Genomic DNA, 16188 nt, shown 5'->3' with positions numbered 1-16188 from the left:
CGTTATAGAAGGCCATTATCAATGGCCTTCAGCACCGCCCGGGTGCGGTCGCGTACATTCAGTTTGGCCAGAATAAAGGACACCTGATTACGCACCGTACCCGTCGATTTATGCAAGGCTCCGGCAATTTCCTGATTGGTGTAACCTGCCGCCACCAGCCGCAGAACCTGCAGCTCTATCGCTGTCAGTGGCTCATCGGCCAGGCTGGTGCTGCTGTCAAACTCCAGCTCAAGGCGGTGCCCACTGATCTTACTCGTCACCGCCGGCTGTACCCATTGCCCGCCCTGATGCAGGGTTTCGATGGCGGCCAGCAACTCATCCAGCGCCACGTCTTTACGCAGATAACCACGAGCCCCCCGGCGCATACATTCCAGCACCAGTTCATGGTCATCAAAGGTGGTCAGCACCAGTACCGGTATATTGCAGCGCCGCTGGTGCAGTTCTGCCAGTAATTCTGTGCCGCTCATATTCGGCATACGGATATCCAGCAGGATGACGTCCGGCTGATGCTCTTCAATGGCCGCCAGTCCCTGCACGCCGTCACTGGCTTCGGCCACCACCCGGCACAGCGGGCGCAGATGCAACAGAGTGCGGATGCCTTCACGCACCAGTTGCTGATCCTCAATCAACACCACATTGATCATACGAGCAGTCCATTATCCCAGGGCAGGGTCAGTGTAAGTTTTAAACCATGCAGGCCACATTCCCAGTCGCAGCGGCCACCGATATCCTGCGCCCGTTCCTGCATGCCACGCATGCCATTACCGGGCACCGGCAGCTGCCGCAGCCCGCCGTTATCTTCTACCGTAAGCTGCAGGCTGGCGCCCTGTTGCCGCAACAGGATAGCCGCACGACCGGCCTGACTGTGGCGCAGAATATTGGTCAGCGCTTCCTGCGCACAACGCAGTATCACTTCGGCGCAGTGCACATCATCGATAATCAGACCCGGCTGAATCTGCAGCCAGACCCGCGGACGCGGCACCGCTTCCAGCAGGGAGGTCAGCGCCTGGCGCAAATCCAGCCCGCGCCGTTCACGGAATTCAGACACCGCCTCGCGCATATCACTGAGCAACAGATGAGCAATAGTTCCGGCGCGGTCAATCGCGTGATCCCGCGGTTGCGCTTCGGTATGGCGGGCAATCTCCAGCTGAATACTGAGTGCTGCCAGATGGTGCCCGAGCAGGTCGTGCAATTCGCGCGCAATACGCAAACGCTCATCGCGCTTACTGGCCGACGACAGCAGGCTTTGCGTGGCTTTCAGCTCACGCACCAGCTGCGAGGCATATTCCCGCGCCTGCTGTTCCGCCTGCAGGGTAAAACAGATGTACAGCGCAAAGAGGTTAAACAGCGCATAGAGCACGGTATTAATCAGCACAAAGTCCTGGTCAAACAACAGCCCCTGATACAGGCCCACCAGCAGCGGCACCAGCAGCGCGGCCAGCAGGCAACTGCGCCAGCTGAAATAACGCGGTAACTGCGCAATCACCAGAATCCACAGCACCGCACAGATGCCACTGCCAAACAGCAACATCAGCAACAGAGCGCTGACCATTGCCAGCCACAACCAGACTGGCGGGCGCCGGGCCTCACGCCAGGGCGGCAGACGTGCCAGCACATTCGCAACCAAATTCAGCAGGAACAAGCCGCTTGTCAGTGCAATCCAGGCGGGGGTCGCCGGCACCCGGGTAACGGCCTCCACCTGGCCCAGCCAGAGGAAGATCAGCGCCGCAGCCAGAAAGCCGATGGTCAGTGCCGCCAGAATAATATCGGCGGCAATAATGAGGTTGGGTTTGATTCTGTTCACGGCCGCAGTGTGCCAGAGGCGCTGCCGTTGCTGAATAGGGCAAATGTCATCTTCTGCCTGTCGGCCCGGTGCCGCCGCACGTCTGTCGTGACATTTGCCGCCGCACCGCTGTCGTGACATTTGCCACAAGGCAGCGCTGCCCCGCCGCTCTAGCATCGGATACCACTGACCGGCGGAGCGACGTATGAATCAGGTTATCTATCTTTTATTCACCTCAGTCAGCTGCAGCCTGTGCATGGCGCCACTGAGCCCGGCGCTGTATGCCAGTGAAACGGCTCCGGCTGAATACTGGCAGCTGGAATATGGCGCCGGCACGCTGCAGCGCTCAACGCCCTGGCAGCAGGCGGAGAGCCAACATTTTAATTTTCCGCTGCTGTCAGCCCGGCGCGGCAACTGGCGCCTGGGCGTCGACGGTGCCCTGCTGCAGTATCAGTGGCAGCAAAACAGCATCAGTCTGAGTACTGGCATCGGTTTGCGGGATGAGGTGTTCGACAGCCGCTTATGGGGCAAAGCCGACAGCAATGACCCGGTATTTGATGGCTATCGCAGCGATGGTGGCGATACCACCTTGCAGCTGCGCGGCGGCTGGGGCTGGCTGAATGCTGGTGTCGAGCAGGATATTTCTTCGCACTCCGGCGCACTGACCGCCGATGCCAGCATCACCTTGCCCCTGTTTTATCTGCAGGGCGGTACGCGCGCCCAGCTGCTTGCCGGTACACGCTGGCTGAGCGAATCTTACAGCCGCTATGTGTATGGCATCAGCCCGGAACAAAGCAACGCACTGCGCCCCGAATACCAGCCGCAGCAGGCGTTTAATCCGCAACTGACGCTGCAGGCGCTGTGGCCCATCAGTCCGCAGTGGCTGCTGCGCCTGCGCTGGCAGCAGGAATGGCTGGACGACACCCTGCAGGACAGCCCGCTGGTCGGCCAGCCGGTCAGCCGTCAGGCAATGCTGCTGCTGAGCTGGTCACCGGACTGATGCGCCAGCTCAGGTTCCGTTCAGAGCCAGCAGCCGGGCTCAGTGGCGGTGCTCTTTAACCCAGTGCACAAAGGTGTAATGGCGCAAGCCCTGACTGTCGATGCGCAGGAATACTTCCAGATCACCACGGCGTGAAACTGAAATCCCCCAGCCGGGATGATCCTCCACTCCGGCCTTATTACAGCCTTTGCCCTGCGGCGCATTACAGCCGCCGCTGTCACCGCCACCACCACTAGCACCACCAGCGTAAGAGTCATAGCTGTCAGGGCTGCTGTAGAGACTGTCCAGCTCCTCATAATCGTGCGCATTGGGGTAAGGGTACGGCGGGTCCTGATAATCCATGCAGGTAAACAGCGGCAGATTGTCAAAGACCTCATCCTGATGATTCAGACCCAGATCGTGGCCCAGCTCCTGACAGGTCACACTCTGACGCCACTCAAAAGTGTCGTAGTAGCCGCTGGCATAACCCGGAGAAAAATAGGAATCATTGAGTTTGGTATAGGCCGACGTGATATGGCCATAACCATCCACCGAAATACCCGCCACACCCAGCCAGCCGTTATAGCCATAGGCCAGATTGCAGATACGCATACCCCCACTGCCACCTTTGCAGCTGCGCCGGGTTTTACTGCTGGTATCGCCCTCACTTTCCACCAGCGTCAACCGTGAGGACAGCGACCAGTCGGCCACCGCCTGGGTGACAAAGGGGTCCCACTCGCTGGTCGTGCTGTTAATCAGGGTCAGGGTAAAAGGACTGACGGTACTGGCCCAGTGATAACCGTTCCAGTTGTGATCAGCCCGGACAGCCGGAGCCAGTGACAAGGTCACCGCCGCTCCGGCCAGAAAAAGTGAATGTTTCATAGCAGCCTCCCCCGCAGAAACACAACAGGCAGAAGGCCGGCGGCAGACAGACACCGTCGGTCGGACTGCTTTCAGTATAGCGGCGGAAGCTTTTGCCAGTACTTTGGCATTAGATTGTTTTTATCTAATCACCTTTCTTTACTTCACCCTTCACCAGTGGCTGACAGACCTGATCACCGTAGTAATCGTTGCTGTAGTTACACTGCAAGTTACACTGCGTGGTCACAACGGTTTTCCGGCGACGGCTGAGTTGAGTGAGCAAAGTTCGGACCTGTTTCATCATATTACTCCTGTGACGATGGCATCTGTGTGCCGGATGAACAACAGACTAAGCAGGATTCATTCATAGCTGAAATCGTATTTCCAAAAGATGCTGATTCAAATTTTCTATTAAAACCATTACTACTGCACAGATACCCACAATGACCGGAAATTCTATATCAAAAAAAATTGATATAGATTTCCTGTGCGTCTAAACTGCGCAGCATGAACACCGCGCCCCCCTTATCTGAATTACCCGCAGCGACAGAAATGAGCCTGCAGCAATTGGCACAGGCTGCAAAAGCCGCCGGCGACCCGTTGCGTATGGGAATTCTGCAGTTACTGGGTCAGGGCGCGTTTGGTGTACTGGAGCTGTGTCAGGTGTTTGGCATTAAACAGTCCGCGATGAGCCATCACTTAAAGGTGCTGGCTCAGGCCGGACTGGTCAGCAGCCAGCGTGAAGGCAACAGTATTTTTTACCGCCGTCCGCTGCTGACCGCCAATGGTCACTGGAGCCTGTGGTTAAAGTCGCTGTTCAGCGCCATTGATGCAGCAACGTCCGAGCTGGACAGCGGCGCGGTTGAGCAGGTACTGAGCGAACGCGCTGAAGCCTGTGCTGAGTTCTTTGCCCGCCATGCCGGTGAGTTTAAAGAGCAGCAGGATCTGATCGCGTCCTGGGATCAGTATGGCGAGGCCCTGACGACCATTCTTGCCTCCCTGACCGGACAAGCAGGAAAAGCGGTGAGCACTGGCTACGCTCTGGAAATCGGTCCTGGCGAGGGGGCATTTTTACCCCAGCTGGCACGCCGTTTCAGTGCCGTAACGGCACTGGATATTTCGCCGGACATGCTCAGCAAGGCGCAGCAGACCATCAGCCGCGAAGCGCTGCAGAATGTGCACTGTGTGCTGGGCGACACCAGCACATTGCGCGCACAGCAGGACGGTCAGTTTGATTTTGCCGTCGCCAATATGGTGTTGCACCACGTGCCGGCACCGAAAACTATTTTCACCGATGTCGCACAGCTGTTGCGCGATGGCGGTACTTTGCTGGTCACCGATCTGTGTCGTCACGATCAGGTCTGGGCCAGAGAATCCTGCGGCGATCTGTGGCTGGGATTCGAACCGGCGGATTTATCCGCCTGGGCGCAGGAAGCTGGTCTGAATGAAGGCCAGAGTCAGTTTTTAGGTTTAAGGAACGGGTTTCAGATCCAGTTCCGTTTGTTTTACCGCGCAGCCGCGAACGGCCAGAAATAACAGCCAGACGCCTGCGCGCTAACCATTATCAAGAGGGCTTACCATGAGCGAATATTCCATTTTCACCTCCGAGTCGGTGTCTGAAGGCCACCCGGATAAAGTTGCCGATCAGATTTCTGATGCCGTACTGGATGCGATTATTGCCCGCGACCCATACGCCCGCGTTGCGGTTGAGACTCTGGTAAAAACCGGTATGGCGGTGGTCGCCGGTGAAGTGACCACCTCCTGCTACGTTGACCTCGAAGATATCGTCCGTGAAGTCATCACCGGTATTGGCTACAACAGCTCTGACGTTGGTTTTGATGGCCAGACCTGTGCCGTTCTGAATGGTATTGGTAAGCAGTCTGTGGATATCAACCAGGGTGTTGACCGTGCCAAACCTGAAGATCAGGGCGCCGGTGACCAGGGCCTGATGTTCGGCTACGCCACCAACGAAACGCCAAGCCTGATGCCTGCACCGGTGTATTACGCTCACCTGCTGGTACAGCGTCAGTCCGAATTACGCCGTAACGGCACTCTGCCGTGGCTGCGTCCGGATGCCAAATCTCAGGTCACCATTAACTGGGAAAGCGGTTCACCAAAAGTGGATGCCGTCGTTCTGTCTACCCAGCACGATCCGAGCATCAGCCTTGAAGACCTGCGCGCAGCGGTTCTGGAAAACATCATCAAGCATGTACTGCCGGAAGAGTGGCTGCACGAAGGCACCCTGTATCACATCAACCCGACCGGCAACTTCGTGATCGGTGGTCCGGTTGGCGATTGTGGTCTGACCGGCCGCAAGATCATCGTTGATACCTACGGCGGTATGGCCCGTCACGGTGGTGGTGCATTCTCTGGTAAAGACCCATCCAAGGTTGACCGTTCAGCCGCCTATATGGGCCGTTATGTTGCCAAGAACGTGGTTGCTGCAGGTCTGGCTGACCGTTGCGAGATCCAGGTGTCTTATGCCATCGGCGTGGCTGAGCCAACCTCTATTTCGGTAAACACTTTCGGTACCGGCAAAGTCTCTGACATTGAGCTGGCGAAAATCATCCGCTCAGTCTTCGACCTGCGTCCATACGCCATTCAGAACCAGCTGGAACTGCTGAACCCGATGTATCAGCTGACCGCTGCTTACGGCCACTTCGGTCGTGAGCCGTTCGAAACCAGCTACAGCTACAAAGAAAATGGCGAAGAAAAAACCAAAACCTTTACCGCTTTCACCTGGGAACGTACTGACAAAGTCGACGCCCTGAAAGCAGCCGCCGGTTTATAAGACACTAATTTTTCAGGCCGCCGGCATCCCCCGGCGACCATTTTGAGGACGTTATTATGACAACCTTCACCGATTATAAAGTTGCCGATATGGCGCTGGCCGACTGGGGCCGCAAAGAAATCAAAATCGCTGAAAGCGAAATGCCGGCGCTGATGGCGCTGCGCCGTAAATACAAAGAGTCTCAGCCATTAGCGGGCGCGAAGATCATGGGCTGTATTCACATGACCATTCAGACCGCAGTACTGATTGAGACTCTGGTCGATCTGGGTGCCGAAGTACGCTGGTCTTCATGCAATATTTTCTCTACTCAGGATCACGCAGCTGCGGCGATTGCAGCAGCCGGTATTCCGGTATTCGCCTGGAAAGGTGAAACCGAAGAAGAATTCCTGTGGTGTATTGAGCAGACCATTCTGTCGGAAAAAGACGGCAGCACCCCATGGGATGCCAACATGATTCTGGATGACGGTGGCGACCTGACTGAGATGGTTCACTCCAAGTATCCGGCCATGCTGAACAGCATCCACGGTATTTCTGAAGAAACCACCACCGGCGTGCACCGTTTGCTGGAAATGCTGGCCAAAGGCGAGCTGAAAGTACCGGCCATCAACGTTAACGATGCCGTAACCAAATCCAAGAACGACAACAAATACGGCTGCCGTCATTCCCTGAACGACGCCATCAAACGTGGTACCGATCACCTGCTGTCCGGTAAAAAAGCACTGGTTATCGGTTACGGCGATGTGGGTAAAGGTTCTGCTGCGTCCCTGCGTCAGGAAGGCATGATCGTTAAAGTTACCGAGATCGATCCGATCTGTGCCATGCAGGCGTGCATGGACGGTTATGAAGTTGTATCCCCCTATGTCGGCGGTATCAACACCGGCAGCGCAGAAGGCATCAACAAAACCCTGCTGGCCAACACCGACCTGCTGGTGACCACCACCGGTAACGTCAACGTCTGTGATCAGTACATGCTGGCGGCACTGAAGTCCGGTGCTGTGGTGTGTAATATCGGTCACTTCGATAACGAAATCGACACCGCATTTATGCGTAAAAACTGGGAGTGGGAAGAGATCAAACCCCAGGTGCATAAGGTTTACCGCGATAAAGCCTCTGACGATCACCTGCTGCTGTTGTCTGAAGGCCGTCTGGTTAATCTGGGCAACGCAACCGGCCACCCGTCACGCATTATGGATGGCTCGTTCGCCAACCAGGTTCTGGCACAGATTTATCTGTACGAGCGTAAGTTCGCCAGCATGATGGAAGCGGAAAAAGCGGAAAGCGTGTATGTGAAAGTACTGCCGAAGAAGCTGGACGAAGAAGTTGCCCGTGACATGGTAGAAGGCTTCGGTGGTGTTATCACCCAGCTGACTCCGGATCAGGCGAAATACATCAACGTACATGTTGATGGCCCGTTCAAGCCGGAAGCGTACAAGTATTGATAACAGAACGGGGGCTTTGCCCCCGGCCTGAATAACCGCTCAACAGACGGCCAACAGCCGCAGAATACGAGGTCAGCATGACCACTTTAAGTTTTGAATTTTTCCCGACCCAGACCGACGAAGGCACCAGCAAACTGCTCGCAGTGCGCGATGAGCTGGCAGCGTTTGATCCGGAATTTTTCTCGGTAACTTACGGCGCCGGTGGCTCCACCCGTGACCGTACCTTTGCCATGGTTGAGGCCATCCAGCAACGTGGTATCGCCGCTGCACCGCACCTGTCCTGCGTCGGTGACAGCACCGCCGATCTGCGCGATCTGCTGCAACGCTACCAGGCACTGGGCATTAAACGCATAGTGACCCTGCGTGGTGATCTGCCATCCGGCTCCGGTCTGGCCAGCAGCGAGCTGCGTTACGCCAACGAACTTGTGGAATTTATCCGTAAGGAAACCGGCGACCATTTCACCCTTGAAGTAGCGGCGTATCCGGAAATGCACCCACAGGCCAGCAGCTTTGAAAAAGACCTGCAAAACTTTGTACGCAAAGTGAAAGCCGGTGCCGACAGTGCCATTACCCAGTACTTTTTCAACGCCGACAGCTACTTCCATTTTGTTGATCGTGTACGTGCGATGGGCGTCGATATCCCGATTATTCCGGGCATTATGCCGATCACCAATTACAGCAAACTGGCACGTTTTTCTGACAGCTGTGGTGCTGAGATTCCACGCTGGATCCGCAAGCAGCTGGAAGCCTACGGCGACGACAGCGACAGCATTGTGAAATTCGGTGAAGAAGTGGTTACCGACATGTGCCGTCGTCTGCTTGATGGTGGCGCACCGGGTCTGCATTTTTACACCCTGAATCAGGCTAAACCCAGCCTGGCAGTGTGGAAAAATCTGGTCTGATGCTTTCCGCTCAGCCGCATGCGGCTGAGCTTTCCCTTTTTCTGTGCGGTTAGGATACACTCTGCGGCTGATCCGAGGAGTCAGCATGAAAATCGCCTTCTTCGCCGCCCGGCGTGTCCATCAGCAATATTTTAATCGCCTGAGCAGCTGCCTGCAGGAGCAGAACATCGACGCCTGCGTTATCTGGCACAAACTGCTGTGGTGCGACCTGCGCTGGCTCGGCCAGATTCCGGGACAACGTGCTGAACTGGCAACCATTGTTGATGACCACCTGCGCGAAAAAAAGAACAGCCGTAAAGGCCGCAGCCGCAGTGCTGATTACTGGCGTTATTTCCGCCGTGTGAAACTGGCCGAAGCATATCTGCTGTTTGCTGTTTATCGCCAGGCACTGGCAACCAGCCAGGCAACTCATATGGTGCTGTGGAACGGCCTGAAGTTCCGCCAGCGTATTGTGATTGCCGCCGCTCAGTCACTCGGCATTAAGGTTCTGGTCATGGAAAATGGCCTGCTGCCGGGAATGACCACACTTGACGCTCTGGGGGTCAATTTCCTTAATTCGGTGCCTCGCGATCCGGCCTTTTTTATTGCCCGCTCCGGTAACAGCAATCTGCAGCCCAGCCCCGTGTTTGAGCGTCCGGAAGATCTGCCCGAACACTATATTTTCATTCCGTTTCAGGTGAATACCGATAGTCAGGTGGTGCTGTTTTCCCCCTGGCTGCAGGATATGTTTGCCCTGACCGAGGCCCTGCTTGCTGCCGAAAAAGTGCTGGGCGAAAACATGCCGGATGTGGTGCTGAAAACTCACCCGTCGTGCGATCAGGATTACACTGAACTCGCCCGGCAACTGAGTACGCAATCGCAGAAAATTCAGTTGCGCTTAACTGGTGACACTCAGGCCATGATTGCCCATGCCGATGCCGTAGCAACCATCAACTCTACTGTGGGTATCGAGGCGATCATCGCCAATATCAATACTCTGGTGCTGGGTCAGGCATTTTATAATCTGCCCGGTCTGACACTGAGCGCACAAAGCCAGAACGAACTCGAACAGCAACTGCCCAAGTTGGCGCAATTCAGCCCGAACCCAACAGTGCGTCAGGGATTTCTGCATTACCTGCAGCACAGTTATCAGATTCCCGGACGCTGGCAGGAAGCCGACGACGCGCATCTTCAGGCCGCCTGTGCGCACCTGTTGCGCGAGGTAAAAGCCCTTGGCTAAACACCTGTTTCTGGCCTCCACTCCGTTTAATGTGCTGACCGCAGCCATGGTTGCCTTCGAGCTGCCACAAGGCGATGTGGCCGAGCTGGGCCTGATTGATCAGACCACGACTACCGCTGCCTTCCGCGATGCTTTATTGCAATGGCAAAACAGCCCTTTCACACGCATAAGCGTGCTGTCGGAAAAAGCATCCGGCAAAGGCAAGCGCCAGCAGCGCTTGGCCGCCTTCCAGCAGATTCAGCAGCGATTAAGCGAACTGCAACCGGACTGGATCTATACCGGCAACGACCGCCGCATTGAATTTCAGTTTGCAATGGCACACAGCACCGCCCGTGGCGTGTATCTGGATGACGGCACTTACAGTTATCTGGGACGCAAAACGCACTGGCTGAAAGATCAGGTGCTGGACAATATGGCCAAGAAACTGGCTTACGGCTGGTGGTGGAAACAGCCACCGGCCATCGGCGCCTCAGCCTGGATTGATCACTCGATACTGGCATTCCCGGATTCCGCCCTGCCGATTCTGCAGAACAAAGCCTGCAAACCTCTGCCAAATAATCTGCAGCGTGTGGAGTTCGCGCAACTGGCGCAGATCTGCCTCGGCGACCAGCCCCTGTCACTGAACACCCTCGATGGTTTACTGTTACTGCCGCACAGTTCGGTGATGTCCGACCAGCAACAGGCGCTGGGACAGTGGCTCGATAATTGTGGTTCCGACATCGCTTACAAACACCATCCGCGCACCAGCAGCGAACTGCAGAGTACTGAAATGGCCACCAGCCACTGGCAATTGCCCGCTCGGGCATGGGCGGTACCTGCCGCTATTCCGATGGAAATGCTGTTACCTCTGCTGCCACAACACTGTAAAATCAGCGGCGACGTATCCACCGCTCTGCTGACCGCCAAATGGCTCAGACCTGAGCTGGATGTCAGCGCAGCGGTGCGGGCAGATACCGATGCCAGCTGGCAGCAACTGCTGACCACGCTGGGTATCCGGCTGACAACCTCCCCAACCTGAGTGACCGCGCTGCCAACGCAGCGCCATTAACGGCTAATACGAAGACCATTATGTTGCATAAAACACTGCAGTACTGGACACACCGCCTGACCCGCAAAGGCCCGATCCGTTTGGCGATGACGCTGCTGGTGCGTAACGAAATCGATATTATTGAAGACAATATCCGGTTCCATGCTGCACAGGGTGTCGATTGTTTTGCGGTAATGGATAACGGTTCGACCGATGGTACCCGTGAGCTGCTGGAAACACTGAAAAACGAGTTTGACCTGCACGTTATCGATCAGCCGGCACAGAACTACCAGCAGGCACTGTGGATGACACAGCTGGCAGACTACGCACGCACAGCGTTAAAAGCCGATCTGGTCATTTCCAACGATGCCGATGAATTCTGGCTCGCAGCCGAAGGCACCAGCTTAAAAGATCATCTGCATGCCGATGATTCCGTAGTCACGCTCAAGCGCCGCAATATGGTGCTGACCGAAGAGTGCCTGCAGCCCGGTTACCATTACAGCCAGGCGCAGTACGCGGTAAAGAACCCGATCCTGTACAGTTCAGACACCCAGATTAATGACACTGCCGTATCGATGTTACTGGTAAAAATCAGTCCGAAAACCATCGTTAATCCACACGGCCTGATTAAGCTTAAAGGCGGCAACCACCGCGCCAAGCATGGCTGGCGCTGGATCAACGCCCGCGAAGAAAGCGGCATTGTGGTTTACCACTATCCGATCCGCAATTACGCCCAGTTTGAAGCCAACATCATCAACCGCCAGCGACTGCTGCGTGACACCAATGCCCGCATGGGCGACCATTACCGGCGCTGGGTAAAACTGTATGAGCAGGGTTTACTGGAGCAGGAGTTCGGTAAGTTTATTCTGTCGGCCAGTGACATTGAAACCACCAACCGCATCGGTCTGACAGAAAAATGTCCCGCCATTGTTAACGCATTTGAACGCAGCCTGAACCGTCCTGCCTGAGCATGGGACGCTTTGTCCTATATAAAATACTGATGTAACCGCGCACAGCTGCGACGAACCGCGCTAAAATAGCGCTTTATCCGGATTCGTCCATGGATGGGTAACGCTTATGACGCAGGGAGTGTCAGTGACTAACATCAGAGAAACCATGCTTAACCTGAAACTACCCCGGGCACCATTATTCTGGATTGCCCTGCTGCTGCTGCTGCCTCTTGCCCTTGAACTGACTTATTCAGACTTTGTCCGCGAAGGTGAATATAACTCACGCATTGGCTGGTCGTTTATTCTGGCGACGCTGGCTTACCTGCTGCAAAAGCGCCGTTTCATTGCTTTGATGCTGCTGCCCTTTGCTATCAGCGGCAGTCTGGATATTGGTTACGCAGTATCGTTCGGCGGGGTATTTACCACTGCTACTCTGGAGGCTGTTGCTTACACCGACAGCAGCGAAGTTTCTGAATTTGTTGCTGCCTATTCCTCCATGACCCTGACCTCCTGGCTGCTGCTGCACTGGAGTATTTATTTTCTGGGCCTGCACTTTATGCGCCCGGCAGAAGGAACCGGCAGCAGAACCCGCCGTGTCACTATGGTACTTGGCTTTATTCTGATCGCCGTCGTTGCCTACCGCACGACCGTAATGGGACGTTTTCACGATACAATTCCCGGCGTCCTCGGCACCGTACCTTCTTACCTGAGAGGCAGTGTATCCCTGCAGGAAGAATTCGAGCGGCGCCAGACAATGCTGCGAGAAACCGACATCAAAGCTGTGCTGAAAGAAACTCAGCCACAGACTCATATCTTTATTGTTGGTGAATCCGCAAGCCGCAACCACATGGGTATTTATGGTTACCACCGTAATACAACGCCATTCTTAAGCAGCATTAAAGATGAACTGGTCGTATTCGATAACGTCATCAGCAGCCATGCCCAGACCCAGGCATCACTGCGTGCTGCCCTGACGGCAGCAAGTGCTGATCAGGGCGACCAGTACCGTGACGCTCTGAGTGTCATCGATATTGCCAATCTGGCTGGCTATGAAACCTGGTGGATTTCCAACCAGCAGCCGCTGCGAGCAACCATTGCTTCTATCGCTCATCAGGCCGACCACCCTTATTACATCAGCAACGATTTTAATGGCGTGGAAGTAAACCGTTATGACACTTTCATGCTGAATCGGATTGGTGAAGCTCTGGCAGATCCGGCACCACACAAAGCGATTTTTATTCACATGATGGGCAGTCACGCTCAGTATAAAAACCGCTATCCGGATGACTTTATGGTCTTTAAAGATTCACAGGTCAGCGCCTATACAGAACAACCGGACCAGGGGGTTATCGACGTTATTAATGAGTATGACAACTCAATTCTGTTTGCCGATTTTTTCCTGCAGCAATTATTCTCGCTGGTTAAAGAAAAACAGAATGACGCACTGGCAACCATCACCTACTTCTCTGACCATGGCGAAGAGGTTTATCAGCAGGCAAACCTGAAAGGACACAGCCCGGATAACCTGACACCTAACATGTTTGAAATTCCTTTTGTGTTCTGGTCATCCGATCAACAGCGGATAACCAGCTACAGAACGCATAAGAGCAGCCCTTTTATGCTGGACAGCTTTTATCATTATGCATCTCAGGTGATGGCTATAGATTCCGCCAATGTAAATCCGGAAGCCGGGCTGATTTCGGACCAGTATCAGCCGCCCGCTGTACGCATGGTTTATAAAACCGGTTATGATACGCAGCTCAGAAATAGCCGATAATCTGACCAAATCACTGACTGCGGGGCACTATGAGTACAGAGAACAAAACTTACCGGATTGGTGCCCTGCTTGGCTCACTGAATGGTGCCGGAGCTGAGAAAACCATTCTGACTCTCTGTACCCGCTTTGCAGAACTGGGGCATAAAGTTGATCTTGTTACCCTGACAGCGCATGCAGACTACCCGCTGCCCGACAATCTGAACCAGATCGTCCTCAGCACTTCAAATAAAAAGAAGGCCCAGCCTGAGTTGGAACGCATTACTCAGGAAGGTAACTATGATTTTTTTGTTACTTCCAAACCAGAATTTTACGATGCCATTCAGGCAAAGAAGAAAGTCTGTTCGGTGCATATAACCCCGACCGCCTGGATCACAGATCCGAAATGGAAGTTTCTGAAACGCGCATCAAAAATCCTGCGCCTGCGCCGGCGCTTCCGTAACAAGCAACTGATTGCACTGTCGCAGGGCATCAAAGACGATCTGGTGAATAATCTGGGTTGTCAGGCGGATAACATTACCGTTATTCCCAACCCTTACCAGATCGAAGAAATCCGCTCACTCGCAAGTCAGGATGGTCCTCTACCGGATGGCGATTATATTGTCTATGTAGCATCACTGAACAAACGAAAGCGCCAGCAGGATCTTATCCGCGCATTTCAGATGATGAGTGCACAAAACCTGAAGCTGGTACTGGTCGGCAAAGGTAATGATGAGCAGCGGCTGCGGTCTTTCTGTGAACAGAATGGCTTGCAGGATAAGGTCCAGTTCTGGGGCTGGGATGCGAACCCCTATCGTTTAATCGCCAACGCCCGCCTGTCACTGCTGGCATCTGAAGCCGAAGGCCTGCCACGGGTTCTGGTTGAATCCTTGATTATAGGCACGCCGGTTGTTTCAACCGACTGCCCTTCCGGACCTAAAGAGGTTCTGACCGGCGATCTGCAACCCTATCTGGTGCCGGTGGGTGATGTCGCCGGACTGAGTCAGGCGATGTCCCGGGCATTGAACCAGTATCCCGAACTGTCCAGCCTGGATGTCAGCCGCTATGCGGTAGAGTCCGTTGCCAATCAATATTTAAAGCTGGTTTTCAGCGGCAGCACAGCCTGAAAGACGCGCTGGCTTAACCGCCGCTGTTTCCTCGGCAGATATAAAACCAGCAGCATAAACAGCCATGCTCGGGTAATTTCATTGCCTACACTCGTTGTTCAGGAAATCAACAGACCCGGAAGCATTCCGTATTCGTACAAAAGCGAATTAATTCTGATTCCGTACGTATAGGTCAGGTAAGACTCTGAATATCTGCAGAGAAACATTTGCCGCTCGCCAGCCCGGACAGGTAGACTGCAGCGCTAACTGTACATGGACCCCGTATGGCTAACTCAGTTTACTTCGCATCAACAACTCTCCACCTCTATACCGCCGCAGCTATCGCTGCCGGACGTCCCGGTGAGGATGCTCATCTGATATTCATCGATCAGCCCGAGGGAAAACCGTATGCGCTGTACGATATTGTCCGCAATTGGCCCGGTTCCCCTTTTTCTTCTGTCAATTTGTACTATGGCCGTTTTCCCGGCCTGCTGAATAAACTGAAAAGACGCAGACAGCTGTTTAGCACCCTGAAAAGCAAACTGGCCGAATTGTTACCGGAACATATATTTGTCGGCAATGACCGCCGTATTGAATTCCAGTTTGCTATGCACGCGGCCACAACTCTTGGTTGCAATCCTGTTGGTCATTATATGGACGAGGGAGTATTCACCTATGTGGGCAGAAAAGCCTCCCGTTCATTCAAGGACATGATCATTGATAATTTTATTAAAAAAATCAGCTATGGTATGTGGTGGAAAAATCCTCCAACCATCGGCGGTTCCGACTGGATAAGTTATATACATCCGGCCTTTCCCGACCTGGTACATCCGTTATTACGCGGCAAGCATATAACACCGCTTGATGCTTCCCGTTTCAACAGCCCGGCCATGCTGGAGCTGTCAGAAACGATGATGCTGAATAACGGAGTTGAGCCAGCCGCTTTGGCAGAGATAGATACTTTTGTCACACTGCCTCATGAGTCATTATTTGAGCGAGACCCGGACTATAAGAAACGCATCCTCGCTATCATCCGGCAACAGAGCAGACAAGGTAAGCGGGTTGCCGTCAAATATCATCCCCGTAATAAACAGCCGGATCCATTGTCACTCGCAGCTGAAGGTGTTTGCCTGTTACCTTCTCAGGTCAGTTTTGAGGCTTTGCTCCCCTATTTGTCAGATCAATGTGAAGTGTGGGGCGATTTATCGTCAACAATGGTCATGGCACGCTGGCTCCGACCGACCTTAAAAGTGACAGCATTTACTTCTGAGAAGCCTGATTTCTACAGGCTGTTTGAAAATATTGGCATTACTACAATGGAAGCCATCTCTCATCCTGATCAGCGCTGATACACACGGTGTGTTAGCGCTCTTTTTAT

General features: G+C 54.2%; 15 protein-coding genes. 11 read left to right on the top strand and 4 right to left on the bottom strand.

Features of this window, described 5'->3' with window-relative positions; translation table 11 throughout:
- Window positions 1–2: 2 nt before the first annotated feature.
- Together MT343_RS01255 and MT343_RS01250 are read right to left on the bottom strand one after the other, a co-directional pair.
- Window positions 3–644 (bottom strand): response regulator transcription factor, encoded by a 642-nt coding sequence (locus tag MT343_RS01255; RefSeq protein WP_145466865.1) that lies wholly within the window; start codon window positions 642–644, stop codon window positions 3–5.
- On the bottom strand, window positions 641–1804 hold the full coding sequence (locus tag MT343_RS01250) for a sensor histidine kinase (RefSeq protein WP_186435791.1): 1164 nt from the start codon (window positions 1802–1804) through the stop codon (window positions 641–643). Before MT343_RS01250 ends, MT343_RS01255 begins: the two co-directional genes overlap by 4 nt.
- Window positions 1805–1988: 184 nt before the next feature.
- On the opposite strand from MT343_RS01250, the gene MT343_RS01245 reads away from it, so the two are divergent.
- Window positions 1989–2783, top strand: coding sequence for a MipA/OmpV family protein (locus MT343_RS01245; protein ID WP_145466869.1), 795 nt, complete (start codon window positions 1989–1991; stop codon window positions 2781–2783).
- Between the two features lie 39 nt (window positions 2784–2822).
- Here MT343_RS01245 and MT343_RS01240 read toward each other — a convergent pair whose 3' ends face one another.
- The gene (locus MT343_RS01240; protein ID WP_145466871.1) at window positions 2823–3644 is read right to left on the bottom strand and encodes a hypothetical protein; all 822 of its coding nucleotides are present in this window, start codon (window positions 3642–3644) and stop codon (window positions 2823–2825) included.
- A 124-nt stretch (window positions 3645–3768) separates the two neighbouring features.
- Complete coding sequence (locus MT343_RS01235) at window positions 3769–3927, bottom strand: hypothetical protein (RefSeq protein ID WP_186435792.1); 159 nt, start codon at window positions 3925–3927, stop codon at window positions 3769–3771.
- Between the two features lie 248 nt (window positions 3928–4175).
- Here MT343_RS01235 and MT343_RS01230 point away from each other — a divergent pair, with 248 nt between their 5' ends.
- From MT343_RS01230 to MT343_RS01185, 10 genes are all read left to right on the top strand, one after another.
- The gene (locus MT343_RS01230; protein WP_243989446.1) at window positions 4176–5159 is read left to right on the top strand and encodes a metalloregulator ArsR/SmtB family transcription factor; all 984 of its coding nucleotides are present in this window, start codon (window positions 4176–4178) and stop codon (window positions 5157–5159) included.
- A 43-nt stretch (window positions 5160–5202) separates the two neighbouring features.
- A complete protein-coding gene (gene metK / locus MT343_RS01225) occupies window positions 5203–6414 on the top strand; it encodes a methionine adenosyltransferase (protein ID WP_145466874.1) in 1212 nt (403 codons plus the stop codon).
- Between the two features lie 56 nt (window positions 6415–6470).
- Window positions 6471–7853 carry an adenosylhomocysteinase gene (gene ahcY / locus MT343_RS01220; RefSeq protein ID WP_145466876.1) on the top strand — a complete coding sequence of 461 codons (1383 nt, stop codon included), beginning with the start codon at window positions 6471–6473 and terminating at the stop codon, window positions 7851–7853.
- Window positions 7854–7930: 77 nt separating this feature from the next.
- Window positions 7931–8755 carry a methylenetetrahydrofolate reductase [NAD(P)H] gene (metF, locus tag MT343_RS01215; protein ID WP_145466878.1) on the top strand — a complete coding sequence of 275 codons (825 nt, stop codon included), beginning with the start codon at window positions 7931–7933 and terminating at the stop codon, window positions 8753–8755.
- Window positions 8756–8840: 85 nt separating this feature from the next.
- On the top strand, window positions 8841–9974 hold the full coding sequence (locus MT343_RS01210) for a capsular polysaccharide export protein, LipB/KpsS family (RefSeq protein ID WP_145466880.1): 1134 nt from the start codon (window positions 8841–8843) through the stop codon (window positions 9972–9974).
- The gene (locus MT343_RS01205) at window positions 9967–10992 is read left to right on the top strand and encodes a hypothetical protein (protein WP_145466882.1); all 1026 of its coding nucleotides are present in this window, start codon (window positions 9967–9969) and stop codon (window positions 10990–10992) included. The genes MT343_RS01210 and MT343_RS01205 overlap by 8 nt, the downstream gene beginning before the upstream one ends.
- 50 nt (window positions 10993–11042) lie before the next feature.
- Complete coding sequence (locus MT343_RS01200; RefSeq protein ID WP_145466884.1) at window positions 11043–11969, top strand: glycosyltransferase family 2 protein; 927 nt, start codon at window positions 11043–11045, stop codon at window positions 11967–11969.
- A gap of 127 nt (window positions 11970–12096) precedes the next feature.
- Window positions 12097–13728 (top strand): phosphoethanolamine transferase, encoded by a 1632-nt coding sequence (locus MT343_RS01195; RefSeq protein WP_186435793.1) that lies wholly within the window; start codon window positions 12097–12099, stop codon window positions 13726–13728.
- A 29-nt stretch (window positions 13729–13757) separates the two neighbouring features.
- Entirely contained in the window at window positions 13758–14831 is a 1074-nt protein-coding gene (locus MT343_RS01190; RefSeq protein ID WP_145466887.1) for a glycosyltransferase, read from the top strand.
- Window positions 14832–15094: 263 nt separating this feature from the next.
- A complete protein-coding gene (locus MT343_RS01185; RefSeq protein ID WP_145466889.1) occupies window positions 15095–16159 on the top strand; it encodes a polysialyltransferase family glycosyltransferase in 1065 nt (354 codons plus the stop codon).
- Window positions 16160–16188: the final 29 nt, after the last annotated feature.

Source organism: Venatorbacter sp. C2-1, assembly GCF_022832715.1.
In the GTDB taxonomy this organism is placed as follows: Bacteria; Pseudomonadota; Gammaproteobacteria; order Pseudomonadales; family Oceanobacteraceae; genus Venatoribacter; species Venatoribacter alkanivorans.
This window is presented reverse-complemented; position numbering and strand designations above follow the sequence as displayed.

Bases quoted from the DNA above. Each gene is read 5' to 3' on its own strand.
- metF (WP_145466878.1), top strand. From the start codon at position 7,931: ATGACCACTTTAAGTTTTGAATTTTTCCCGACCCAGACCGACGAAGGC.
- ahcY (WP_145466876.1), top strand. From the start codon at position 6,471: ATGACAACCTTCACCGATTATAAAGTTGCCGATATGGCGCTGGCCGAC.
- MT343_RS01200 (WP_145466884.1), top strand. From the start codon at position 11,043: ATGTTGCATAAAACACTGCAGTACTGGACACACCGCCTGACCCGCAAA.
- metK (WP_145466874.1), top strand. From the start codon at position 5,203: ATGAGCGAATATTCCATTTTCACCTCCGAGTCGGTGTCTGAAGGCCAC.
- MT343_RS01190 (WP_145466887.1), top strand. From the start codon at position 13,758: ATGAGTACAGAGAACAAAACTTACCGGATTGGTGCCCTGCTTGGCTCA.
- MT343_RS01240 (WP_145466871.1), bottom strand. From the start codon at position 3,644: ATGAAACATTCACTTTTTCTGGCCGGAGCGGCGGTGACCTTGTCACTG.
- MT343_RS01235 (WP_186435792.1), bottom strand. From the start codon at position 3,927: ATGATGAAACAGGTCCGAACTTTGCTCACTCAACTCAGCCGTCGCCGG.
- MT343_RS01245 (WP_145466869.1), top strand. From the start codon at position 1,989: ATGAATCAGGTTATCTATCTTTTATTCACCTCAGTCAGCTGCAGCCTG.
- MT343_RS01210 (WP_145466880.1), top strand. From the start codon at position 8,841: ATGAAAATCGCCTTCTTCGCCGCCCGGCGTGTCCATCAGCAATATTTT.
- MT343_RS01185 (WP_145466889.1), top strand. From the start codon at position 15,095: ATGGCTAACTCAGTTTACTTCGCATCAACAACTCTCCACCTCTATACC.
- MT343_RS01230 (WP_243989446.1), top strand. From the start codon at position 4,176: ATGAGCCTGCAGCAATTGGCACAGGCTGCAAAAGCCGCCGGCGACCCG.
- MT343_RS01255 (WP_145466865.1), bottom strand. From the start codon at position 644: ATGATCAATGTGGTGTTGATTGAGGATCAGCAACTGGTGCGTGAAGGC.